Source organism: Nocardia ignorata NBRC 108230 (genome assembly GCF_001612905.1).
Classification (GTDB): domain Bacteria; phylum Actinomycetota; class Actinomycetes; order Mycobacteriales; family Mycobacteriaceae; genus Nocardia; species Nocardia ignorata.
The window spans coordinates 88,137-112,011 of sequence record NZ_BDBI01000031.1 but is presented as its reverse complement, the minus strand read 5'-3'; the positions used below and the strand labels follow the sequence as shown (position 1 = coordinate 112,011).

Genomic DNA, 23,875 nt, shown 5'->3' with positions numbered 1-23,875 from the left:
GGGCACGCACACTGGATCGGTGACTTCCACGCGGGCCGAGCAACACCCCAGCAGCTCTGTCGACCGAGTGCCCCATCGCGCGCATGGCAGGTTCTCGGAGGTACCGCACATCACCGGGTTGGTGCTCGGTGTGTTCGCGGTGCTGTGCGCGCTCTGGAGCCTGTCACCAGGGTTGCGGCAGCTCACCGAGGTGCCGCGCGATTATGTGGACACCCACTATTTCGACGCGCCCGACACGAGCTTGGTGTGGGCGCTGGTCGTCGGGTTGCTGGCCGGTGCGGCGGCGAGCCGCAAACGGGTGGCGTGGTGGTTACTCGTCATCTACTTGACGCTGTACGCGATCACCAACATCGTCGACTACGCGAGCACGCGGGAGCTGGATCCGCTGGTGGCGTTCCTCGTGCACGGTGTGGTGCTGGCGATCCTGATCGCCGCCCGCGCGGAGTTCTACACCCGGGTGCGCCCGGGTGCGGTGCGCAAGGCGCTCGCCGTGCTGGTCGGCGGCTGTGCGTTCGGGTGCCTGCTGGGTTGGGGTCTGGTCGAGCTGTTCCCCGGTTCGCTGCCGCGTGGTGCGCAGCGACCGCTGTGGGCGGTGTCGCGGGTGACCGCGGCCGTCCTGGTCGACAACGAACACTTCGACGGGCACCCGCCGAGCTGGGTGGATTTCGTGCTCGGCCTGCTCGGCGCCCTCGCGCTGATCGCCGCCGTGATCGTGCTGCTGCGGTCACAACGGGCAGGCAACGCCATGACCGCGCTCGACGAGTCCGCGCTGCGCGGCCTGCTCGCGACCGGCGACGTGGACGACTCGCTCGGTTACTTCGCCACCCGCCGCGACCGCGCGGTGGTCTTCGCCCCGAACGGCAAGGCGGCCATCACCTATCGCGTGGAGCTCGGCGTCTGTCTGGCGGCCGGTGATCCGATCGGGCCGAAACAGGGCTGGCCGCAAGCCGTCCGGGCCTGGCTCGAGCAGGCCGACCGATTCGGCTGGGCGCCGGCGGTGATGGGTGCCAGTGAGCAGGGCGCGCTGACGTATCAGCAGGCGGGTCTGTCGGCGCTGCGCCTCGGCGACGAAGCCGTGCTCGACACCCGCACATTTTCGCTGGCAGGCCCCGCCATGAAGCCCGTGCGCCAAGCCGCGAACAGATTGCGCAAGAACGGCTTCGGAATCAGGGTGCGCCGGGCGAGCGAGATATCGCCTGCCGAATTCGCCGAGGTGATCGCACGCGCCGACGCCTGGCGCGACACCGAGACCGAACGCGGTTTCTCGATGGCGCTCGGCCGCCTCGGCGACCCACTCGACGGCGACTGCCTGCTGGTCGAGGCCATCGACCACGACGAACGGATCCACGCGATGCTCTCGTTCGTGCCGTGGGGACGCACGGGGGTGTCGCTGGAACTGATGCGCCGCGATCCCGCGAGCCCCAACGGCGTGATGGAGCTGATGATCTCGCAGCTCGCCCTCGATGCCGACCAGTACGGCATCACCAGGATCTCGCTGAACTTCGCGGTGTTCCGCTCGGTGTTCGCCGAGGGCGGCCGCATCGGTGCCGGACCGGTGCTGCGCGCGTGGCGCGGTGTGCTGCTGTTCTTCTCGCGCTGGTGGCAGCTCGAGGCGCTGTACCGCTCGAACGTGAAGTACCACCCGCGCTGGGTGCCACGGTTCTTCCTGTACGAGGACCGCAGGCAACTGCCACGGGTCGCGATGGCGAGCGGACTGGCCGAAGGGTTCCTGCCGCGCCTGGGCCCACAACCCGACCCGGCTGTCCACACCGGGACCACGCCCGCCGTTCCGGCGACGGTCACCGGCCTGCACGCCGACGGCAGCGCCCCCGACGACATCGACGCCGACGAGGAGTCCGGACCACGCCGTCCCGAACAGGTCCGCGTGCGGATGACCACCCTCGACCGCCTCACCGCGAGCGGCGTCGACCCCTACCCCGCCGCCTATCCACCCACCCACACCATCGCCGACGCACGCCGCTGCCCGCACGGGACAACTGTTCGGGTGGCCGGTCGGATCACCCGCATCCGCGACTACGGCGGGGTGATCTTCGCGGTGGTCCGCGATTGGACCGGTGATATCCAGCTACTCATCGACCGCGAACGGGTCGGTGCCCGCGCGGGCGAATTCAGCGCCGACTTCGACCTCGGTGACCTCATCGAGGTGAGCGGCCGGATCGGCACGAGCAGACGCGGCGAACTGTCGCTGCTGGCCCAGGACTGGCGGATGAACGGCAAGTGCCTGCACCCGCTTCCCGACAAATGGCGTGGCCTCACCGATCCGGAGGCCAAGGTCCGGCGCCGCTACGTCGACATGGCGATCAACGCCGACAGCCGCGAACTGCTCGCCAAACGCAGCGCCGTCCTGCACTCGCTGCGTGAGTCACTGCACGACTGGGGTTTCCTCGAGGTGGAGACACCGATCCTGCAGCAGGTTCACGGCGGCGCCAACGCCACTCCGTTCCGCACCCATATCAATGCCTACGACCTGGACCTGTACCTGCGCATCGCGCCCGAGCTGTACCTCAAACGGCTGTGCGTCGGCGGCATCGAGAAGGTGTTCGAGATCGGGCGGACCTTCCGCAACGAAGGCGTCGACTACAGCCACAACCCGGAATTCACCATGCTCGAGGCGTACGAGGCGCACAGCGACTATCTGCGGATGATGCAGCTGTGCCGCCGTCTGATCCAGGACGCGGCGGTCGCGGCCAACGGCGCCGAGGTGGTGCTGCGCCCCGACGGCACCGAGGTCGACATCTCCGGCGAATGGCGGGTGCGCACGGTGCACGGCGCGCTGTCGGAGGCCCTCGGCACCGAGGTGACCGCCGCGACCGACCTCACTCGCTTGCGGGAGCTGTGCGACACCGCCGGTGTCACCTATCAGCGCGGCTGGGACACCGGCCAGGTGGTGCTGGAGATGTACGAGCACCTGGTGGAGGCGAAAACCACCGAGCCGACGTTCTACCTGGACTTTCCCACCTCGGTCTCACCCCTGACCCGGTCCCACCGCAGCACCGCAGGCGTGACCGAACGCTGGGATCTGGTGGCCTGGGGAGTCGAGCTCGGCACCGCCTACAGCGAGCTCACCGACCCGGTCGAACAGCGGCGCCGCCTCACCGAACAGTCCATGCTCGCCGCCGGTGGCGACCCCGAGGCGATGGAGCTCGACGAGGACTTCCTGCAGGCCCTCGAGCACGCCATGCCGCCGACCGGCGGCCTCGGTATCGGGGTCGACCGGGTGGTCATGTTCATCACCGGACGCGGCATCCGCGAGACTCTGCCGTTTCCGTTGGTGAAACCGCGCTGAAATCGGGTACACGGACCTCGGCTGTAAACGATCTTGCGCGACACAGCGATGAACCACTGCGTCCTGCGGTATTCCGAACGAAACTCGCAGCGACAGCAGTACTCTCGGATGTTCCGGCACCGGGAGGATGCCGGGACAACACACCATCGGATGGGGAAGAATATGTACCTTGACCTGCTGACATCGGCCGCACTGGTCGACCCACAGGTGCTCGCGGGCAGCATCGACACGCTCGCCGGCTCGGACCTGGTCACCGAACTGGCCGCGAAGAAGAAGGGGAAGAAGAGCAGCAAGGGTCTCATCATCGGCGGCGTGTGCTGCCTGCTGGTCGTCCTCGCCATCGTCGGCCTCGTCTTCATGCTCAAGAACAAGAAGAAGAACGACCAGCCGCCGAACCAGCCGCCCTACGGCGGTGGGCCGGGTCAGGGTGGTCAGCCGCCTTACGGTCAGCCCCCGTACGGCCAGCCATGATCTGATGTCGCCGGGCTCGCGGCAGCGCACACGCGCCGCCGCGGTTCCGCACTCGGCCGCCCTGGACGGACAAGACGCCCCGTCATGGGGCACAGTGGGTGACGTGCAGCTGATTCTCGTGCGTCATGCCCAGCCCGACAAGGTCGTCACAAGTACCACCGCCGCCGATCCCGGTCTCACCGATATCGGTCGCCGTCAGGCCGAGCGGGTCCCTGCCGCGCTGGCCGCCCACGAGATCACCCGCATCGTGTCGAGCCCCCAGCGCCGTGCCCGCGATACCGCCGCACCGACCGCGCTCGCCCGCGACCTGCCCGTCGACATCATCGACGACCTCGCCGAATACGACCGGGATCTGCCCGCCTACATCCCGATCGAAGACGCCAAGACCGAATTCGCCGACGCCTACACCCGGATCAAGGCCGGTCTGCTGCCCGAGCAGATCGACGGACCCGCCTTCACCCGTCGCGTGCTGAACGCCGTGGAACAACTCGTGGCCGCCACCCCGCACACCGAGACGGTCGTCGCCTTCGCCCACGGCGGGGTCGTCAACGTGCTGCTCGCCGACATCCTCGGCCTGGCCCGTCCGCTCACCTTCCCTGTCGACTACTGCTCGATCACCCGGATCCTCTACTCGCGCAGCGGCACCCGAACGGCGGCGACGATCAACGAGTCCGGCCACGTGTGGGATCTGCTGCCGCGCAACCTCGCCCGCACGACATAGAAAAGCCGGGTGCGAGAAACTCCCGCACCCGGCTTCACCTGCGAAAACTCAGGCGTGCGAGGCGATCCAGTCGCGCATCCAGGTGATGGCGGTGTGTCCGCCACCCACCGAGTAGCTGCCGTACAGGTGGTGCGCCTGCGACTTGTAGAACTGCTCGAGATCCTTGGCCCGCTTCTGGTTCGCCGCGTCCGAGAGCTGCGCCTGCAGCACCGGCACACCGCCGTGAGCCATCAGATCCTGCATGATCGCGCCCGCCTCGATCTGGTAGCGCCACATGTTCGCCGGGTTGGCGTCCGAGCTCTGCGCCAGGAAGCCCGCGAACCGGGTGACGAAATCGTCGGTCGCGGTGGCGCAGTACAGATCGTCGACCGCGCAGATGGTGCGGGTGCGGTCGCTGAGCCAGCCGAAGCCGCCCGGCCGCGCGCCACCGGCGCCCGCGCCCTGGGCATGCGGGCCCACCTGCACGTCGCCCGGCGCGCGGCGCGGATCGGAGATCAGGCCGACCGCGGCCACCCGATCGGCCGGAATGGTGCTGAGCCCGGTGCCGATCTCGGCCGCGAGATCACCCGCGGCGTCGGCGCCCTGGCTGTAGCCGACAAGGGCCGCCTTGGTGTCACCGCACTGCGCGAGCTTGGCCGAGATGAGGCCGCGCGCCGAATTCACCGCCTGCTTCTTGGAATTGCCGTAGACATCGCCCTCCCACGGGAAGGCGGTCGCCGCGTAGGTCACGTAGTCGACGTCGACATTGCGCGGCAACCCGTTGGTGACGCCGGACAGCATGCCGGGCCCCGGCGGCTTGTCGATGCCGGTCTCCCATGTGCCGGGAATGGCGACGACGTAGAGACTCGGGCAGGCAGGCGCCGCGCTGGCACTCCCGCTGCCGACAACGATTCCGGACAACATCGCCGCGGACGCACCGAGCGCCGCGACAATCTTCTTCACCTGCATACCGCTCCAGTTCCACCTTGCTCGCCGCTGGAGAGCAAACCCCGTTTTACGTGTGGCTCCCAGACCTCGCCGCGAATCACAATAGAGGTACCGCCACGCCTGTGCCACACGAGTATGACGAGCTTGTCCGATCGTTGTGACAGAATTCATTTCGGCCGAGTGAGCCCCGCGCTCACCCGGCCCGCGTCGGCCTAGACCTCGAGGTCCTCCTCGATACCCTTGAGCCGGTGGCGGGCCAGGGCGAGGTTGGCGCGGGTGCGATCCAGCGCCAGGTAGAGGAAAAGCCCCTTGGACTTGCGGCCGGTCATCGGCCGTATCACGTGGTACTGGCCCGAGAGGGTGATGAGCATGTCCTCGATCTCCTCGTTGAGACCGAGCTGCTCGATGGTCCGCAGCTTCGCGCGCACCACCTCGGTGTTGCCCGCCGCCGCGACCTGCAGGTCCAACGACTTGCTGCTGCTGAGCATTCCGAGGGCCATGCCACTGCTGTAGTCGACGACCGCGGCGCCGATCGCGCCGTCGATCACCATCATGTCCTTGAGCGCCAGATCCATATTCGACATGTCGTACCTTTCAATCGTGCGCCGCCGCCAGATGAGCGGCGATGGCGCGAGCTACCGGACGCGACTCCAGGTGGAGCCGGCCGACGTTCACATCCGGGCCCGCGACCACGGTGAGCGCGGTGTACCCGGCGGCGTAGATCACCACCTGCCCGTCGCTGCCGTGCACGACGACCTCGTTGAAACCACCACCGTGCGCGGTGCTCGCCAACCGGTACGACAGCGACAGCTGTGCGGCGGCCAGCGCCGCCATCCCGGCCGGTTCGATATGGGCGGGTAGGTCGTGTTCGATGAGCAGGCCGTCGCTCGAGGCGACGACCGTGCCGGTGAGGTGTGGGACGCGCTCGCGCAGGGCGGTGAGCTCGGCCTGGACGGCCGGGTAGCTCTGCGGCAGCGGTCGTGTGGTCTGGTCCTGGCCGTACGGGGTGGGCCCCGTGAGCTCCGAACCGGTCGGCTCACGTTCGGGCAGCGGCATTTTGGTCAACTTTCCCCTCCACTCGCCGAGCAGCTTCCTGCGCCCGGTCATGCCAGCTCCGCCAACGCCGTCCTGATGCGGATCAGGAGCGCGCGATCCACCTGCTGCCAGGTTCGGTCTACCGGGGGTGACCAGGAGTAGGTGTCCGCGCCGCGGGAGTTCCGGTCCGCGGTCCGGGCGGTCGTGCCCGGAGTCGGAGTTGTCGCGTCGTGGGTCCGGGCGGCCGCGCTCGCTTCCTCGACGAGCGCGTGCCTGCCCGAAGTGGGTGGGGCAACCGGTGCGGGGACGCGGCGCGGAAGCGGCGGTCCGGTGCCTGAGTTCTGCTGTGCTGCGGCATAACCGGCGCCTGAGCGTGCCGCGTGGCGGCCGCGCGCGGGCAGCGACGCCGCGGGGAGGTGGCGGGTGCGACGCTCGGGCTCGGTGTGGACCGACTCCGGGGCCTCGATCAACCCGGCTCTGGTCAGGTCGCGGACCGCGACGAGGCAGCCGTAGGTGGTGCGGCCGAGCTCGCGAGCGATGTCGGCGATGGTCCGATGGTTGTCGGCGGCGGCGAGCACTTCGGCCTGGCCGACGGTGAGGACCGTGCGTTTGCGACGTGGCCGGTGCGCGGGCGAGACGGGGACCGTCGACACCATGTCGGCGGTCCACGGACCGGCGTCAGGGCGTCGGCGCCGCGCGCATTCGCTCACCAGTGCGTGCGGCGCGATCCGGCACACCGGAGCGAGCCAGTGCTCCTCCGTCGGAACGAATTCCGCTTCCGCTTCGGTTTCGAGCAGAAAGTAGGCCGCGTCGTAGGCCGAGAGCCTGGCGAGGGTCTCCAGGCGTGGGCGGCGCAGCAGCGCACCCGGCTCGCCCGCGCGGGCACGGCGCAGGTCCTCGTCGGTCGCGACACCGGCCTCGACGGCCAGCCGGTCGAGACCGATGGTGCGCCGGCAACCGACCGAGGCGATAGCGCCACGGGCCAAATGGAATTCGCCGTCGCCCGCCCGCAATATCCCGGTGGAGCCCTGTTCTTCGAGCCGCTGGAGTTCTTCGGCGAGGGCCGCGCTCATCGGCCCGCCATTTCTTCCAGCGCGGCCTTGAGCTGGTAGCGCGCCATTCCCAGATTGGCGGCGGCGCCGTCGAATACCGCGTGGACGAAGAGTCTTCCCTCGAAATCGCCGTCGAGCAGGTGCAGCAGGTGAAAGCCCTTGTCGCGGCAGACGATCAGCTCACGGACATCGTCGTCGGCGGCGGTGCTCGAGAGCGCGGTGCACGCGAGGACCGTCCGCATGACGTCGGTGGTTCCCGCGGCGTCCTCGTGCTCGTCGACAATGTCGTGCGCACCGACGGCGGCCACCGCCAGCCCGCTGGCACCGTCCACCAGCGTCACGCCGCACGCACCGGGAATCTCCATGATGCGTTTCAGGCAGCCGTCGAGAGAATTCACCCGCACCCCCGGTCTGTCCTCGAAAATGTTCGACAGCACGAGACGCTATACCCGCCCGCAAATTTCCGCATCCCGAACGCGGGAAAATTACTGCGTCCCCGAAGTTTGCTGATGGTTGCTGGAAAACCGCTCGGTATCAATACTTTTCGGTAACCTCCGGACTGGTTCGCCGACATCGCTCGAAGCCCATGGTCAAGCCCGGTTTCCATCGTTCAGCGACCCGGTGGCGAACTTCCGTTTTAATAGTCTTCGCAGAACTCGCCATAGTGCGAATGCACATCAGCGCCACTCAGCGGGTGCCCCAACTCGAGTGGTAGTCGATGACAGGACAGAACCGTGTCGAAGAGCTGTGTTCGGGGCAGGCTGGATCAGCCGGCCGCGCGGCGATACCAGGATTCGGCTTCCCGATGCGCCCCTTCGGATTCGAGCAGCGCGGCGAGATTGGCCATCGCCTTCGGATGACCGAGATCGGCGGCGCGCCGGAAGCAGCGCCGGGCCGCCGTGATCGCGCCCCGACGGCGCAGCAGCAGACCGAGATTGTTGATCGAGTCGATGTCGCCCGCCGCGGCCGCCTCGTCGTACCACGCTTCGGCGTCGTCGAGCCGGTTGTCGTCCTCGAGCAAGCGCGCCAGGTTGTACATGGCGTCCACGTGCCCCGCGAGTGCCGCGTGGTGGTACCAGGTCTCGGCCTCGGCGATATCGCCGCTCTGATACAGCATGGTCGCCAGGTTGTACATGGCGTTGGCGTTGCCGCCCGCCGCCGCCCGCCGATACCAGATCTCGGCCTCGGCCAGCTCCCCGAACTGATCGAGCAACACCGCGAGATTGTTCATCGAGCGCGTATGCCCCGCCGCCGCCGCCCGCCGGAACCAGTACTGGGCACCCTCGTAATCGCTGTGATCGTGGTAGAAGTGGGCAAGGTTGTGCATAGCGGTACCGTCACCGCGCTCTGCTGCGCGGCGCAGATACGCCAACGTTCCCGGCGGCAACGGCACAGCTCCCCCTCGGATCTCCCGTACACCTCGTCACGGAAAGTCTATGTGCTGCAAGGAAGATCGGCCACGTCCATTATCGGCACCCCTAAGTCTTTGAGCGCCATAAGGATTCATACCCGACGCATATCCCTGGCAAACTCCGGCGTCACCTGCGGTGCGACGACAAAGGCGCCCACGGACCGGCTGGTCCGTGGGCGCCTCGGGTCGAACTGATTACCGCTGGGCGACAGCGGTCGGGGGGATCGGCGCGGGGAGCGCGGTTTCGCCCTCGAGGTACTTGTCGACGGCGGCCGCGGCGGCGCGGCCCTCGGCGATGGCCCAGACGATGAGCGACTGGCCGCGACCCATGTCGCCTGCGACGAAGACGCCGGGGATGTTCGTGGCCCAGTTCTTGTCGCGCTGGACGTTGCCGCGGCCGTCGTAGCCGACGCCCAGGTCGGTCAGCAGGCCCGGCTTCTGCGGGCCGACGAAGCCCATGGCCAGCAGCACCAGGTCGGCCTCGAGGGTGAAGTCGGTGCCTTCGACCTTCTCGAAACGGCCGTTGACCATCGTGACCTCGTGGGCCTCGAGGCCGGTGACCTTGCCGTCCTTGCCGACGAAACGCTCGGTGTTCACGGAGAACACGCGCTCGCCGCCCTCCTCGTGCGCCGAGGAGACCCGGTACATGAGGGGGTAGGTCGGCCACGGGGTGGAGCCTGCGCGCTCCTCCGGCGGACGGGGCATGATCTCGAACTGGTGCACCGACTCGGCACCGTGGCGGTGCGAGGTACCGAGGCAGTCGGCGCCGGTGTCGCCACCACCGATGATGACGACCTTCTTGCCCTTCGCGTGGATGGGCGGCAGGCCTTCGGAGTCGGTGATGTCGTCGCCGAGTTGCACGCGGTTGGCCAGCGGCAGGAACTCCATCGCCTGGTGGATGCCGTCGAGCTCACGGCCCGGGATCGGCAGGTCACGGGCGATGGTGGCGCCACCGGCGAGCACGATCGCGTCGAAACGCTCACGCAGCTGCTCGGCGGTGATGTCGACACCAACGTTCACGCCGGTCTTGAAGATGGTGCCTTCGGCCTCCATCTGCGCCAGACGGCGGTCGATGACCGACTTCTCCATCTTGAATTCCGGGATGCCGTAGCGCATCAGACCACCGATGCGGTCGTCGCGCTCGAACACGGTGACGGTGTGACCGGCACGCGTGAGCTGCTGGGCGGCGGCCAGACCGGCCGGGCCCGAACCGACGACGGCGATCTTCTTGCCGGTCAGGCGGGTCGGGTACACCGGGGTGACCCAGCCCTCGTCGAAGGCGTTCTCGATGAGTTCGACCTCGACCTGCTTGATGGTCACCGGCTGCTGGTTGATGCCGAGCACGCACGACGCCTCACACGGCGCCGGGCACAGCCGCCCGGTGAACTCCGGGAAGTTGTTGGTGGCGTGCAGCCGGTCGATGCCCTCGCGCCACGAGTCCTTGTACACCAGGTCGTTCCACTCGGGAATCAGGTTCCCGAGCGGACAACCGTTGTGGCAGAAGGGGATACCGCAGTCCATGCAGCGGCTGGCCTGCTTCTGCAGGGTCTCGTGGGAGAACTTGTCCTCGTAGACCTCTTTCCAGTCGAGCAGACGCAGCTCGACCGGTCGACGCGCCGGGAGTTCCCGCGAGGTGTGCTTCAGAAATCCTTGTGGGTCAGCCACGAGCCGCCTCCATAATCGCCTCGTCAACGTCCTTGCCGCTCTTCTCGGCTTCGGAGATGGCGAGCAGAACCTTCTTGTATTCGCGGGGCATGACCTTCACGAAGTGGTTCACCTGCTGGGACCAGTCGCTCAGGATGCGTTCGGCCACAGCCGAACCCGTCTCGTCGCGGTGGGTGCTGATGATGTCGCGCAGCCAGGTGAAGTCGTCACCGGAGAGCTGCTCGATCGCATCGGCCTGATCCGGGTTGACCCGCTCGGCGAGCGTGCCCTCCGGGTCGTAGACGAACGCCACACCACCCGACATGCCTGCACCGAGGTTGCGGCCGGTGCCACCGAGGATGACCACGCGGCCACCGGTCATGTACTCGAGCGCGTGGTCGCCCACACCCTCGACGACCGCGGTGGCGCCGGAGTTACGCACGCCGAAGCGCTCGCCCGCGACACCGTTGATCAGGATGCGGCCGCTGGTGGCGCCGAACATGATCACGTTGCCCGCGATGATGTTGTCCTCGGCGACGAAGCCGGCGGGCGCGTCGAGCGACGGGCGGACCACGATGTGGCCACCCGAGAGGCCCTTGCCGACATAGTCGTTGGCGTCACCCTGCACGCGCAGCGTGATACCGGCCGGGACGAACGCACCGAAGCTGTTGCCCGCCGAACCGTTGAAGGTGATGTCGATGGTGTCGTCGGGCAGGCCCGCGCCACCGTAGAGCTTGGTCACCTCGTGGCCGAGCATGGTGCCGACCGTGCGGTTCACGTTGGTGATCTTGGTTTCGATCTTCACGGCCTTGCCACGCTCGAGCGCGGGCGCGGCCTGGGCGATCAGCTCGTTGTCCAGCGCCTTGTCCAGGCCGTGGTCCTGGGTGCCGGTGCAGCGGGTGTCCTGGTTCATGAACGCCGTCTCCGGCATGTCGAGAATCGGGGACAGGTCGAGCTTGGCTGCCTTGAAGTGCTCCTTGGCCTTGGCGGTGTCGAGCAGGTCGACCCGGCCGATGGCCTCGTCGAGCGTGCGGAAGCCCAGCTCGGCGAGCAGCTCACGCACCTCCTCGGCGATGAAGAGCATGAAGTTCTCGACGAACTCCGGCTTGCCGGTGAAACGCTCGCGCAGCACCGGGTTCTGGGTGGCGATACCCACCGGGCAGGTGTCGAGGTGGCACACGCGCATCATCACGCAGCCCGAGACGACCAGCGGAGCGGTCGCGAAACCGAACTCCTCGGCGCCCAGCAGCGCGGCGATCATCACGTCGCGGCCGGTCTTCATCTGACCGTCGACCTGGACCACGATGCGGTCACGCAGGCCGTTGAGCAGCAGCGTCTGCTGGGTCTCGGCCAGGCCGAGCTCCCAGGGTCCACCCGCGTGCTTGAGCGAGGTGAGCGGCGAAGCACCGGTACCGCCGTCGTGGCCCGAGATGAGCACGACGTCGGCGTGCGCCTTGGACACACCGGTGGCGACGGTGCCGACACCCGGCTCCGCGACAAGTTTCACGTGAATCCGAGCCTGCGGGTTCGCGTTCTTCAGGTCGTGGATCAGCTGCGCCAGATCCTCGATCGAGTAGATGTCGTGGTGCGGCGGCGGCGAGATCAGGCCGACGCCCGGCGTGGAGTGCCGCACCTCGGCGACCCACGGGTACACCTTGTGCGCGGGCAGTTGACCGCCCTCACCCGGCTTGGCACCCTGGGCCATCTTGATCTGGATGTCGGTGGCGTTGGTCAGGTAGTGCGCGGTGACGCCGAAGCGACCCGACGCGACCTGCTTGATCGCCGAACGACGCCAGTCGCCGTTCTCCTCGACCTCGAAGCGAGCGGGGCTCTCGCCGCCCTCACCGGAGTTGGAGCGGGCACCGAGACGGTTCATCGCGATCGCGAGGGTCTCGTGCGACTCGGCCGAGATCGAGCCGTAGCTCATCGCGCCGGTCGAGAACCGCTTCACGATCTCGCGGGCGGACTCGACCTCGTCGATCGAGATCGGCGCGCGCACGCCCTTCTTGAACTTGAACAGACCACGCAGCGCGGCGAGGCGCTCGGACTGATCGTCGACCAGCTTGGTGTACTCCTTGAAGATCGAGTACTGGCCGGTGCGGGTGGCGTGCTGCAGTTTGAACACCGTGTCCGGGTTGAACAGGTGGTACTCGCCCTCGCGACGCCACTGGTACTCACCGCCCACCTCGAGCTCGCGGTGGGCGCGCTCGTTGCGGTTCTCCAGGAACGCGGTGCGGTGGCGGATGGCCACCTCTTCGGCGATCTCGTCGAGACCGATACCGCCCAGCGGCGAGCGCAGGCCGGTGAAGTACTCGTCGACCAGGTCCTGGGCCAGGCCGATGACCTGGAACAGCTGGGCGCCGTTGTAGGAGGCGAGGGTGGAGATGCCCATCTTCGACATCACCTTGAGCACGCCGTTGCTGGCCGCGGTGCAGTAGTTCGCGACGGCCTTGCGGTAGTCGGCGGCCAGGTCGCCGGTGCTCGCGGGCAGCGAGAGCGAGCCGCGCTCGAGCATGTCCTCGATGGACTCGAAGGCCATGTACGGGTTGATCGCGGCGGCACCGAAGCCGACGAGGGCGGCCATGTGGTGCACCTCGCGGGCGTCACCGGCCTCCACAACCAGGCCGACCATGGTGCGGGTGCGCTCGCGCACCAGGTGGTGGTGCACCGACGAGGTGAGCAGCAGCGACGGGATCGGCGCCAGCTTCTCGTTGGACTCGCGGTCGGACAGCACGATGATGCGCGCGCCGCCGTCGATCGCGGCCGAGACCTGGGTGTTGATGGCCGCCAGGGACCTGCGCAGACCCTCGCCGCCCTCGGCGACCGGGTACAGACCACGGACCACGACCGAACGCAGCTCGGGGTGGCTGCCGTCGTCGTTGATGTGGACCAGCTTGGCCAGCTCGTCGTTGTCGAGGATCGGCTGCTCGAGCGCGATCTGCTTGCACGACTCCGGGCCGGGGTGCAGCAGGTCGGCCTCGGGGCCGATGTTGCGCTTGAGGCTGGTGACGACCTTCTCGCGGATGGCGTCCAGCGGCGGGTTGGTGACCTGCGCGAACAGCTGCGAGAAGTAGTCGAACAGCAGGCGCGACCGGTTCGACAGCACCGCGATCGGGGTGTCGGTGCCCATCGAGCCGAGCGCCTCACCACCGGTCTTGGCCATCGGGGTGATGAGCAGACTCAGGTCCTCGGTGGTGTAGCCGAAGATCTGCTGACGAATGAGCACGCGGTCGTGCGACATGTGCACGTGCGGGCGGTCGGGCAGGTCGGCCAGGCGGCTCACGCCCGCGTCCAGCCATTCCTGGTACGGCTCGGCGGCGGCCAGTTCCGACTTGATCTCGGCGTCGGTGACGATGCGGCCCTGCTCGGTGTCGACCAGGAACATCTTGCCCGGCTGCAGGCGGATCTTCTGGACGACGGTCGACGGATCGATGTCGAGCACGCCGACCTCGGACGCCAGCACGACCAGGCCGTCCTCGGTGACCCAGATACGGCCCGGGCGCAGACCGTTGCGGTCGAGCACGGCGCCGATCTTCTTGCCGTCGGAGAAGCAGACCGAGGCCGGGCCGTCCCACGGCTCCATCAGCATCGAGTGGTACTCGTAGAACGCCCGCAGCGCGGGGTCCATGTTCTCGTTACGCTCCCACGCCTCGGGGATCATCATCATGATCGCGTGGTGCAGGTCGCGCCCGCCGAGATGCAGCAGTTCGAGCACCTCGTCGAAGCGCGCGGTGTCGCTCGCGCCGGGGGTACAGACGGGGAAGATCTTGTTCAGGCGGTTGTTGCCCGCCTCGTCCTTGCCGAACACGTCCGAACGCAGCAGCGCCTCACGCGCGCGCATCCAGTTCTCGTTACCGGTGACGGTGTTGATCTCACCGTTGTGGGCGACCCGGCGGAACGGGTGCGCCAGCGGCCACGAGGGGAAGGTGTTGGTGGAGAAGCGCGAGTGCACGATGCCGATGGCCGACTCGACGCGCTCGTCCTGTAAGTCCAGGTAGAACGCGCGTAGCTGCGGCGTGGTGAACATGCCCTTGTAGATGAAGGTCTCGCCGGACAGGCTCGGGAAGTACACCGACTCCTTGCCGACGGCGCCCTCACCGGGACCCGCGTTGCCGAGCTCGTGCTCGATGCGCTTGCGGATCACGTAGGCGCGACGTTCCAGGTCCATGCCCGAGAGCTGCTCGGCCGAGTTCTTGGGCGAGCCGATGAACAGCTGACGGAAGGTCGGCATGGCGTCGCGGGCCAGCGCGCCGAGCGAGGACTCGTCGATCGGGACCGCACGCCAGCCGAGCACGGCCATGCCCTCTTCGGCGACGATCTTCTCGACGCCGTAGGCGGCGCGCGCGGCTTCGCGGCGGGCCTGCGGGAGGAAGGCGATACCGGTGGCGTAGGAACCCGCCTCGGGCAACTCGAAGTCCACAACCGCGCGGAAGAACTTGTCCGGGAGCTGGATCAGGATGCCCGCGCCGTCGCCGGAGTTCGGCTCCGCGCCGGCGGCACCTCGGTGCTCCAGGTTCAGCAGTGCCGTGATGGCCTTGTCGACGATGTCTCGACTGCGTCGTCCGTGCATGTCGGCGACGAATGCGACGCCGCAGGCGTCGTGCTCGTATGCCGGATCGTAGAGCCCGGTGACACCGGGTGACCTGTGGCCAGGAAGTTGCGTCATGCCTCTGCCTTCAAGAAAGTCGGCTGTCGATGATCGGCCACCCAGCAAGCTGAGCGTGGACCCTTCGTCGTTTCGCCTCCGTCAAGACTGCGTCCGTACGATCCGAAACCAGCGGCGATGATGGTTTGCGGCGTGCAGTCACGTCTCCAGTTGTCCACCCGCTTCGTTGACGTAGTGGGGGTGCTCAGAGGTAACGGGACGCTTACATGTCCCTTACCTCCGCGCGGGGTTTCACCCGCTACTCTTGGCCCGGTTTCACCGGACCCCGAACAGGTGGTTGTGCCGAACAAGGGTGCGTTCGGCGTAAGAGCAAACGATAAGTCAGACCGCAGGCCCAACCAACTAAGGTTGGGCTTAGTAACCCTGTCTAGCTGGGGTTTGTAACGGCAGCCCGTATCGTCACGCGCGTCGTCCAGTGTAAAGCAGGCACGAGGCCGGATCGATCCCGCAGAACCGGCGCCGACCTGCGCGAACATCGTCGACGGGCGAGTGGGTACCGGCCGGAGGCGTGTGACCTTCGACCGAACTCACCTGCATCGCAGCAGGATTCCCCAGCAAAGCGCAGGTCAAACCTATGGTTTCCCGCTAACCAGGGCCGTCGGCGGTGAGATATTCCCGACAGCGCCCCGACATGCCCTGGTAGCCAGCCGACCGTACGGTCTGCGAGTGAGACGCTCTTCACAGCACATATCCAGCTAACGCGCGGCAGTGTCGTTCGCCACACGAGGTCCCCGGAACGGGCGCCGATGCGGCTCGCCGGGACCGACACGCCGAGGTCGGCGGCCCACACCGACTGCCGGCGCGATGCCGGGAGTTCGGATCTGTGAGGCTGACCACAAATACCGCTTCGCCGCTCGGTGTGGCGGCGCCGGGCCTGTCACGCTGACACCACGAATACATGACAGTTTCGCCACGCGAAAGAACCGGGGAGAAGGTATGACCGGCACACTCGCCTGGCTCGGCGGCGGCCTCGCCACGCCTTCGCGCGACGACATCGGGCCCGAACACGCCGGATATGTCGTCACCGGCGCCGCGGTGGCGGTGTTCGCCGTGGTCGCAGGGCTGGTCACCGCCGTCGCGCTCGCCGCCGCCGACGGGATCGGGTTCTTCTTCGTCGCCGTGCTCGCGCTGCTCGCCGCCGTGGCAGCCGGTGCGATCGGACGGGCGCTCGCCACCAGGAACACCACCGACGACCGGCGCGGCACCGCCGCGCGCGTCGGAATCGGCGTGCTGGCCGGGGTGTTCGTGGCCGAGCTGGCCACCACCGTGCTGCTCGGCGGGACCGTCGACCGCGAGCTGGACGTGCGCGCCCACGCCGATGCCGAACACGCGCCTGCCGTCGTCACCGCGCGCGCCGAGTACGACCTCGCCGTCGCCGACCGCGCCGCCCTCGACGCGTCCATCGCGACCGCGCAGGCCGACATCGACCGCAACCTCGTCATCGCGCGCTGCGAGTTCAATCCGACCCCGGAGTGCCCGCAGACCCGCATCACCGGTGTCCCCGGTCGTGGACCCGAGGCCCAGACCGCCAACGAGATGCTCGACGACGCCCGCAAGCAGCTCGCCGCCGCACAGGCCCGCACCGACGGCCTCGACCAGCGCGTGCGCGCCGAAACGGCCGAGCTGGCCGCGGCCCGCGCCGACGCCTTCGCCGAGGGCGATCGCGGGATCGGCGCCCGCTGGCTGGCCATGAACGGCTACACCGCCGATCACCTCGGCGGCGCCGCGCTTCGCCTGCTGATGCTGGTCGCGGGAATCGCGCTGGCGTTGTCGCCGCTGCTGCTGCGCTGGTGGCGTGGGGAGACCGCGCTGGACCGCAAGGTCGCCGCCGACGAGATCGCCGACCGGGCCGAACGCGCCGCCGACGCCGCCATCGCGGTGAAACAGGCCGAGGTGCGCACCGAGACGGCGGTGCTGCGGGCCGAGCAGGAACTCGACTCGCAACGACTGGCCATCGAGGCCGACGGCGTGATCGATCGAGAACGTCAGCGAACCAGGATCATCGCCGCGATCGGCGGTTTCGAGCTCGGGTACACCGAGCCGCATCGAAAGGACGAGTCCGTGGCTCTGGAGCCGACTTCGCAGCAGCAGCTGCCCGCCGGATACCTCCCGCACGCCCTGCCGCACGGCCAGGCCGGTGCGCTGGTACCCGCCGAGCAGGCACCGCCGCAGGCGCCGACCGGCGGGGGCGGGTTGGAGCTGCCGATCATCGGGACCGTGCCGTTCACCGACACCGCCGCGCGCTGGATCCGGCCGCTGGTCCCGTCGTTCGTCGCCAATGCCATCGACTCGGCCACGCATCCGCTGCGGACGGCGCGACAGGCGTTCGAAGAGGTCGAGGAGGTGACCTTCACGCTGCGCCGCAGCCGTAAGGTGACCGTCGATACCCAGGACTCGCAGCAGCAGTTCCAGCAGGCGCCGCAGCAGCCGTACCAGCTGGCGCCCGGGCAGCAGGGTTACCTGCCCGCGGGTTATCCACAGCCGCAGTACAACCCGTACGCGCAGCAGATCGCGTCGAATGTGGTGGACGCGCCCGGCCGGAACTACCACCCGGATCCGCGTCAGTACCCTGGGCAGCCGAGCTACACCGCGTTGCCCGCGGGACAGGGCACGGCGCTGCCCGCCGCCGGTCAGGGCGAGCTGGCCGGGTCGGACGCCCACGAGCTGCCGGGCGGTCAGCAGCGTCAGCTGCCGCCTGCTCGATAGATCAGTGGACATCTGTTCACTGGGCGTCAGCGGTGATCGATCGCACCGATCAGATCCGAATGTGAACGACAAAATGCTCGGTCAACGGTTGTTATACTCACCTGAATACTCAGTGACCTAGCTAACAGGTTCGCCTGTTCAGGTCGGTTCGGTTTACAGTTCGAATGTGATCAGCGACGTACGCTCCGGGACGTCTTCACCCTGGGGTTCACCCCTGCTCGGACCCGCCGAGGAGAAGGCGGCCATCCGCCGGGTGCGGGTGCAGTTGCTGCTCACCGCTCCCCTGCTCATCGCCAACCTCATCGGTATCGCGATGACGATCGTGCTCGCGGGGTTCGTGCTGCCGGGGCCGAGCATGTTCACCGGGCGGCTGCTGCTGGTGAACGCCGTCTTCACGCCGCTGTGCGCGGTGGTCGCGCTCGCGATCGGCACCGTGTGGGGGACCGTCGCCGGGCTGCGCACCATGCGCTGGGCCACCGATCCCGACCACGTGCCGACACCGGCCGAACAGCGCGTCACCGTCTCTGCGCCCCGCTGGATGGTGCTGCAGCAGGCGATGCTGTGGACCCTGGCGCTCATCGTGCTCACCGTTGTGTACGGCGTGATCGAGCCGAGGCTGATTCCCAAGCTCATCCTCGCCATCGGGTCGGCCGCGATCGTGGTGTGCGCCAACAGCTATCTGATCGTCGAATTCGCTCTGCGGCCCGTCACCGCGCGGGTGCTGCAAGCCGATCCGCAACGCCGTCGCGGCATCGGCGTGTTCGGGCGCACCATGCTGTCGTGGCTGGTCGGTGTCGGTGTACCGGTGGCGCTGGCGATGGTCGTCGCCATCTGGGCGCTGGCCGATCCCCAGGTGAGCAAGGCGCGCCTGGCGGTGTGCGTGCTCAGTCTCGGCGGGTCGGCGTTGCTGTTCGGCATGGTGCTCATGGCGCAGGTCGTCGCCGCGACGGTCGCGCCGATCCGTGGTGTGCGCCAGGCGTTGCGCCGGGTGGAGAACGGCGACCTCGACGCCGAGATCACGCTCTACGACGGCACCGAACTCGGTGAGCTGCAGAGCGGTTTCAACCACATGGTGCACGGCCTGCGTGAACGCGCCATGATCGAAGATCTGTTCGGGAAACACGTCGGCCACGATGTCGCCATGGCGGCCATCGCCTCGCGCCCCGTCCTCGGCGGGACCGAAACCGAGGCCGCCGCCCTGTTCATCGACATCATCGGCTCGACGACCATGGCCGCCACTCTCCCCGCGCCCGAGATCGTCGGCATCCTCAATCGCTTCTTCGACATCGTCGTCGACGAGGTGGAACGCCACGGCGGCCTGCTCAACAAGTTCGAAGGCGACGCGGCCCTCGCCATCTTCGGCACTCCCGCGCCGCTGGAAGACGCGGCGGGGCAAGCCCTTTCGTGTGCCCGGGCCATCCAGCGCCGCCTGCGCGACACCTCCGATCTGGACGCGGGCATCGGCGTCGCCGCCGGGCGCGTGGTCGCGGGCAATGTGGGCACCCACAACCGCTACGAGTTCACCGTCATCGGTGATGCGGTCAACGAGGCGGCCCGCCTGTGCGAACTGTCCAAGCAGTACGAACAACGCCTGCTCACCTCCGCGACCACCCTCACCAAGTCCGCGCCGACCGAAGCGAACCACTGGACCCTGGGCGAGCAGGTCACGCTGCGTGGCCGCCTGCAACCCACCCACCTAGCCCTTCCGCACACTCCGTGAACCCACTCCCCCGGTCGGGCCCCGCTAGACTCGGGCCGTGCGCCCCGTCGTGACCACGGTCGGCGCCGTCGGGGCGGGCATCGATCCGGCACAAACGCCGACGGTCCCGATCCGCCCCCTGCGATTTCGCGAACTGCTCGACGAGCCGTTCGCCCTGATCCAGGCCCATATTCGGCCGCTGGCCGCGCTCGCGGGGGCAACGCTCACCCTCGCCGTACTCGGTGTTCTCGGCATCACCGGCCTGGTCTCGCACCTCACCGACGGCTCGGATGCGGGTACCGCGTGGGCGGTGGTGCTGGCAACAGCCGCGTTCGGGTGGTTGTCGCGGTTGGTGCTGCGTGGCACGACCGTCGCCCTGGCGCTGGCCGACTTCGCCGGCGCGCGCATCGGCCTGCGGGCGGGCATCCGGACCGCCGCACACCACGGCGGACCGCTCGTGCTCGCGCAGATCATGTTCTCGCTCATCGGAATCGGCGTACTGGCGGTCGGCAGCCTGCTCGTCATCACCTACCCGCTCGCCCTGATCTGGCTGTCGAATCTGCGTGCCCGCCGGCTCGTCACCGAACCCGCGATCATCGCCGAGAACGCCGGTTACCGGCAGGCCGTCGCCCGCTCGAAAGAACTGGTGGAAGGCGCGAACTGGAGCATCGGCGGACTCTGGCTCACCCAGCGGGTGCTGTTCGCCGTGCTCGCGGTGCCCGCCTTCGGTATCCCCTTCTTCCTGTCGGACTTCTCCGGCACCCACCGATGGGCCTTCATCACGCTGGTGGTCGGTGGCCTGCTGCTGGTGGTGACGGTCGCCGAGATCGTGGAATCCACCAGCCGGGTGCTCTGCTACATCGACCGCCGTTGTGTCCGCGAAGGGCTCGACATCCGCATTCCGGGTGAGAACCGATGAACGACAACCAGTTCGGTCCCCCGCCACCGCCCCGGCTCGGCCCGGCCGCCGACCATCGCGCCGAAGCCGAGAACGCCGCGGGCCGCCGCGATTTCGACCGTGCCGTACGGGAACGCTTCCGTGCGGTCCTGCGCGGACTGGAACAGAACGGCAGTCTGCCGGTGCGCCGCTCACGCACCGCACAGGAAACGGCCGACGACGCCACCCTCGCCCTCCCACCCGAACAGTCCGCCGAATTGCATCCGGCGGCAAGCACTTTCGACGAGGTCGTGTACGGCGGCCGCCGCGCCACCGAGGACGAATACCGCCACCTCGAATACGCCGACCGCTACTCCCAGCACGCGCCACCGCCGGCCGCGGAGCCGGTCGACATCGAGATCGTCGACACCGAGCCCGCACCGCGCCGGCAACTTCCGCCGCTTCCGGCGATCCTGCGCAACCCACGGTTCTGGGCCGTCCTCGCGGGCATCCTGTTCCTGGGCGTGCTCCTGTACGCGGGCCTGCAATCCTGCGGCGCACCCAACGCACCGACCCCGCCCGACCCGCCACCGAACATCGACAGCCCGCCGGACCGGCCCGACGACCTCCCCGACCCCGTCGGCGGCGACTCGATCTTCAGCACCCTGCCCGGCTGGCTGGCCTACGGCGGCCTGCAACTGCTCATCGCCTTCGCCGTCGTGGTGTGGTGGCGGGCCCGCAGACGCGGCGCATTGGTCGGCGAACCGCGCCCGGTGGAAGTGGCCGCCAACGAACTGCTCACCGGCCGAGCCGGGCTGTACCGCCGCTCGGGCGACGTGGCCCACGTCGCCCACATCCTGCGCTCGGCGACCCTGCGCCGGATCCGGCCACGCCTCGGCGCCCGAACCGACGACCAACTCGTCGCGACCATCGCCACCCGCCTCAACACCCCCGCCCCCCGGATCGGCACCGTACTGTTCGGCCCGGTGCCCGACGAACCGACCCTCTACCACGTTGCCGCACACCTCGAATGGATCGAGACGGAGCTCGGATGACCGACAACACTGTCCTGCAGAAGACGCCGACCGCGGCCGAGGCCGGGGCGGCGCTGGCCGCCTTGCGTACCGAGATCGGTAAGGCGGTGGTCGGGAACGATCAGGCCGTGCTGTACCTGGTGCTCGCGCTGCTGTGCCGGGGGCACGTGCTGCTGGAAGGTGTGCCGGGCGTGGCGAAGACGCTGCTGGTGCGCGCGCTGGCCACCTCGCTCGACCTCGAGCACGCGCGGGTGCAGTTCACCCCCGATCTGATGCCGGGCGATGTCACCGGGTCGCAGATCTACGACCCGCATTCGGCCGAGTTCACCTTCCGGCAGGGGCCGGTGTTCACCAACCTGCTGCTGGCCGACGAGATCAACCGCACCCCGCCGAAGACCCAGTCCTCGCTGCTGGAATCGATGGAGGAGCGTCAGGTTTCGGTGGACGGGCAGCCCCGGCCGCTGCCTGACCCGTTCGTGGTGATCGCCACCCAGAACCCGATCGAGCAGGAGGGCACCTATCCGCTGCCCGAAGCGCAGCTCGACCGGTTCCTGTTCAAGGTCGACATCCGCCTGCCCGAACGCGACGACGAGTTCCGCATCCTGCAGCGCCACGCCAACGGCTTCGACCCACGCGACCTCGGTGCGGCCGGGCTGCAGCCGGTCGCCGGGCCCGCGCACATCGCGGCCGCGCGGGCCGCGGTGGGCCAGGTGACGGTGAGTCCCGAGGTGCTCGCCTACATCGTCGACCTGTGCCGGGCCACCCGGTCCTCGCCCGCCGTCGCGCACGGTGCGTCGACCCGTGGCGCCACCGCGCTGCTCGCCGCCGCCCGCGCCTTCGCCTGGCTGAACGGGCGCGGGTACGTGACCCCCGATGATGTGAAAACCGTTGCGGTCCCGGTGCTTCGGCACCGTTTGCAGTTGCGTCCGGAGGCCGAGCTGGACGGGGTGAGTGCCGAGGGTGTGCTCGCGTCGTTGCTCGGCTCGGTGCCGGTTCCGGTGTAGCGGTGGTCGTCACAGGCCGGTTCGCGCTGCTCGCCACGATGGCGGGCGCGCTGGTGATGTTCGCCGTTCCGTCGTTCGGCGGTGTGCTCGGCGCGAGTTCGCTGCTGCTCGTCGTGCTGCTGATCGATGTGGCGCTGGCCGCCCGCCCGAACACGTTGACCGTGACGCGCGATCCGTTGACCGTCGTCCGGCTGGGCCGGGAGACGGAAGTGGAACTGGCCGTGACCAATACGGGCACCACCACGGTTCGTGGGCTGCTCTGGGACGCGTGGCCCGAGAGTGCTCGCGCCGAATATCGCACGCGCCGACTGGCTTTGGCACCGAACACCCGGATCCGGTTCCGCACCAGGCTGAATCCGGTATATCGCGGTGACCGGGTGGCGGGTCCGGTGACACTGCGCCTGCTCGGACCGCTCGGCATGGCCGGACGGCAGACTCGCGTCGACGCCCCCGCCCGCGTCCGCGCGCTGCCCGCCTTCCGCAGCGAGCGCCTGCTGCGGTCGAAGGTGAAGCGGCTGCACCACCTCGAGGGCCGCAATGTCGCCAATACCCGTGGTCAGGGCACCGAATTCGATTCGTTCCGGGAGTACGTGGCAGGCGACGACGTGCGAAGCATCGACTGGCGGGCCACCGCGCGCGCCACCGATGTACTCGTGCGCACCTGGCGGCCCGAACGCAACCGGCACATGCTGATGGTGCTCGACACCGGCCGGGTCAGCGCGGGCCGGGTGGGCGACGGCACCAGGCTGGACTGCGCGATCGAAGCCTCCCTGCTGCTCGGCGGACTGGCCGGCGCGGCGGGCGACACCGTCGACCTGCTGGCCTACGACCGAACGGTGCGCGCGGAGGTGACCGGCGCCGGAGGTGCGGGCCTGCCGATGAAACTTATGCACACCCTTGCCGGGGTCACGCCGCAGCTTGTGGATACCGACACCGACGGCCTGGTTCGCACCGTGCTCGCCCGGGTACGCAGGCGCGCCCTGATCGTGTGGTTCACCAGTCTGGACGGACCGACAGTCACCGAACACCTGCTGCCCGCGCTACCGACGCTCACCCGACGACACCGGGTGCTCATCGTCTCGGTGACCGACCCCGACATCGCCGCCGCCGCTCGCGACCGGGAAACCGCCGATGCCGTCTACACCTCGGCCGCCGCCGAGACTGTGCTGGCCGAGCGCGCGGTGGTGCGGGAATCCCTGCGCAGGCGCGGGGTCGCGGTGGTCACCGCGGCGCCGGATCAGCTGCCGGAGGCGCTGGCCGACGAGTATCTGGAGCTCAAGCGGTCCGGTTCGCTCTGAGTTGTGGACAGCCGGAGTTTCCA

The 23,875-nt window shown here is 68.6% G+C and carries 17 protein-coding genes; 9 read left to right on the top strand and 8 right to left on the bottom strand.

Translation table 11 applies throughout. The features are described 5' to 3' along the window. The first annotated feature begins 67 nt into the window (after positions 1-67). The 3 genes from lysX (at position 68) to NI2_RS25140 (ending at position 4,499) form a co-directional block, all read left to right on the top strand. A complete protein-coding gene (gene lysX, locus NI2_RS25150) occupies positions 68-3,307 on the top strand; it encodes a bifunctional lysylphosphatidylglycerol synthetase/lysine--tRNA ligase LysX (protein WP_243750050.1) in 3,240 nt (1,079 codons plus the stop codon). A 150-nt stretch (positions 3,308-3,457) separates the two neighbouring features. Continuing rightward, entirely contained in the window at positions 3,458-3,778 is a 321-nt protein-coding gene (locus NI2_RS25145; RefSeq protein ID WP_133734150.1) for a hypothetical protein, read from the top strand. Between the two features lie 103 nt (positions 3,779-3,881). Continuing rightward, entirely contained in the window at positions 3,882-4,499 is a 618-nt protein-coding gene (locus NI2_RS25140; protein WP_067495466.1) for a histidine phosphatase family protein, read from the top strand. A 48-nt stretch (positions 4,500-4,547) separates the two neighbouring features. Here NI2_RS25140 and NI2_RS25135 read toward each other — a convergent pair whose 3' ends face one another. The 8 genes from NI2_RS25135 to gltB form a co-directional block, all read right to left on the bottom strand. Continuing rightward, complete coding sequence (locus tag NI2_RS25135; RefSeq protein WP_084457544.1) at positions 4,548-5,447, bottom strand: cutinase family protein; 900 nt, start codon at positions 5,445-5,447, stop codon at positions 4,548-4,550. Positions 5,448-5,638: 191 nt separating this feature from the next. Further along, positions 5,639-6,010, bottom strand: a complete 372-nt coding sequence (locus NI2_RS25130) for a hypothetical protein (RefSeq protein WP_067495219.1) — start codon at positions 6,008-6,010, stop codon at positions 5,639-5,641. Between the two features lie 10 nt (positions 6,011-6,020). Continuing rightward, the gene (locus tag NI2_RS25125) at positions 6,021-6,533 is read right to left on the bottom strand and encodes a roadblock/LC7 domain-containing protein (protein WP_243750035.1); all 513 of its coding nucleotides are present in this window, start codon (positions 6,531-6,533) and stop codon (positions 6,021-6,023) included. Next, positions 6,530-7,534: a MarR family transcriptional regulator gene (locus NI2_RS25120; RefSeq protein ID WP_067495216.1), complete on the bottom strand. Its 1,005-nt coding sequence runs from the start codon at positions 7,532-7,534 to the stop codon at positions 6,530-6,532. Before NI2_RS25120 ends, NI2_RS25125 begins: the two co-directional genes overlap by 4 nt. Then, positions 7,531-7,917, bottom strand: a complete 387-nt coding sequence (locus tag NI2_RS25115) for a hypothetical protein (protein WP_243750036.1) — start codon at positions 7,915-7,917, stop codon at positions 7,531-7,533. The genes NI2_RS25120 and NI2_RS25115 overlap by 4 nt, the downstream gene beginning before the upstream one ends. A 362-nt stretch (positions 7,918-8,279) precedes the next feature. Next, positions 8,280-8,840, bottom strand: a complete 561-nt coding sequence (locus tag NI2_RS25110; protein WP_067495214.1) for a tetratricopeptide repeat protein — start codon at positions 8,838-8,840, stop codon at positions 8,280-8,282. A gap of 279 nt (positions 8,841-9,119) precedes the next feature. Continuing rightward, positions 9,120-10,589: a glutamate synthase subunit beta gene (locus NI2_RS25105; protein WP_067495211.1), complete on the bottom strand. Its 1,470-nt coding sequence runs from the start codon at positions 10,587-10,589 to the stop codon at positions 9,120-9,122. Further along, complete coding sequence (gene gltB, locus NI2_RS25100) at positions 10,582-15,234, bottom strand: glutamate synthase large subunit (protein ID WP_067495207.1); 4,653 nt, start codon at positions 15,232-15,234, stop codon at positions 10,582-10,584. The genes NI2_RS25105 and gltB overlap by 8 nt, the downstream gene beginning before the upstream one ends. A gap of 936 nt (positions 15,235-16,170) precedes the next feature. Between gltB and NI2_RS25095 the strand changes: the two genes are divergently transcribed. The 6 genes from NI2_RS25095 (at position 16,171) to NI2_RS25070 (ending at position 23,852) form a co-directional block, all read left to right on the top strand. Continuing rightward, positions 16,171-17,940 (top strand): DUF4407 domain-containing protein, encoded by a 1,770-nt coding sequence (locus tag NI2_RS25095; RefSeq protein WP_067495204.1) that lies wholly within the window; start codon positions 16,171-16,173, stop codon positions 17,938-17,940. A gap of 166 nt (positions 17,941-18,106) precedes the next feature. Further along, on the top strand, positions 18,107-19,660 hold the full coding sequence (locus NI2_RS25090; RefSeq protein WP_243750037.1) for an adenylate/guanylate cyclase domain-containing protein: 1,554 nt from the start codon (positions 18,107-18,109) through the stop codon (positions 19,658-19,660). 37 nt (positions 19,661-19,697) lie between these two features. Further along, the gene (locus NI2_RS25085) at positions 19,698-20,558 is read left to right on the top strand and encodes a hypothetical protein (protein ID WP_067495201.1); all 861 of its coding nucleotides are present in this window, start codon (positions 19,698-19,700) and stop codon (positions 20,556-20,558) included. Further along, positions 20,555-21,571, top strand: a complete 1,017-nt coding sequence (locus NI2_RS25080) for a DUF4129 domain-containing protein (RefSeq protein WP_067495198.1) — start codon at positions 20,555-20,557, stop codon at positions 21,569-21,571. Before NI2_RS25085 ends, NI2_RS25080 begins: the two co-directional genes overlap by 4 nt. Further along, a complete protein-coding gene (locus NI2_RS25075; protein WP_067495195.1) occupies positions 21,568-22,554 on the top strand; it encodes an AAA family ATPase in 987 nt (328 codons plus the stop codon). Before NI2_RS25080 ends, NI2_RS25075 begins: the two co-directional genes overlap by 4 nt. Before the next feature lie 2 nt (positions 22,555-22,556). Continuing rightward, entirely contained in the window at positions 22,557-23,852 is a 1,296-nt protein-coding gene (locus NI2_RS25070; protein WP_067495192.1) for a DUF58 domain-containing protein, read from the top strand. The last annotated feature ends 23 nt before the right edge of the window (positions 23,853-23,875 follow it).

Coding starts and splice junctions, on each gene's coding strand:
- NI2_RS25145 (WP_133734150.1), top strand. CDS start 3,458: ATGGGGAAGAATATGTACCTTGACCTGCTGACATCGGCCGCACTGGTC.
- NI2_RS25135 (WP_084457544.1), bottom strand. CDS start 5,447: ATGCAGGTGAAGAAGATTGTCGCGGCGCTCGGTGCGTCCGCGGCGATG.
- NI2_RS25130 (WP_067495219.1), bottom strand. CDS start 6,010: ATGTCGAATATGGATCTGGCGCTCAAGGACATGATGGTGATCGACGGC.
- NI2_RS25125 (WP_243750035.1), bottom strand. CDS start 6,533: ATGACCGGGCGCAGGAAGCTGCTCGGCGAGTGGAGGGGAAAGTTGACC.
- NI2_RS25120 (WP_067495216.1), bottom strand. CDS start 7,534: ATGAGCGCGGCCCTCGCCGAAGAACTCCAGCGGCTCGAAGAACAGGGC.
- NI2_RS25110 (WP_067495214.1), bottom strand. CDS start 8,840: ATGCACAACCTTGCCCACTTCTACCACGATCACAGCGATTACGAGGGT.
- gltB (WP_067495207.1), bottom strand. CDS start 15,234: ATGACGCAACTTCCTGGCCACAGGTCACCCGGTGTCACCGGGCTCTAC.
- NI2_RS25095 (WP_067495204.1), top strand. CDS start 16,171: ATGACCGGCACACTCGCCTGGCTCGGCGGCGGCCTCGCCACGCCTTCG.
- NI2_RS25080 (WP_067495198.1), top strand. CDS start 20,555: ATGAACGACAACCAGTTCGGTCCCCCGCCACCGCCCCGGCTCGGCCCG.
- NI2_RS25075 (WP_067495195.1), top strand. CDS start 21,568: ATGACCGACAACACTGTCCTGCAGAAGACGCCGACCGCGGCCGAGGCC.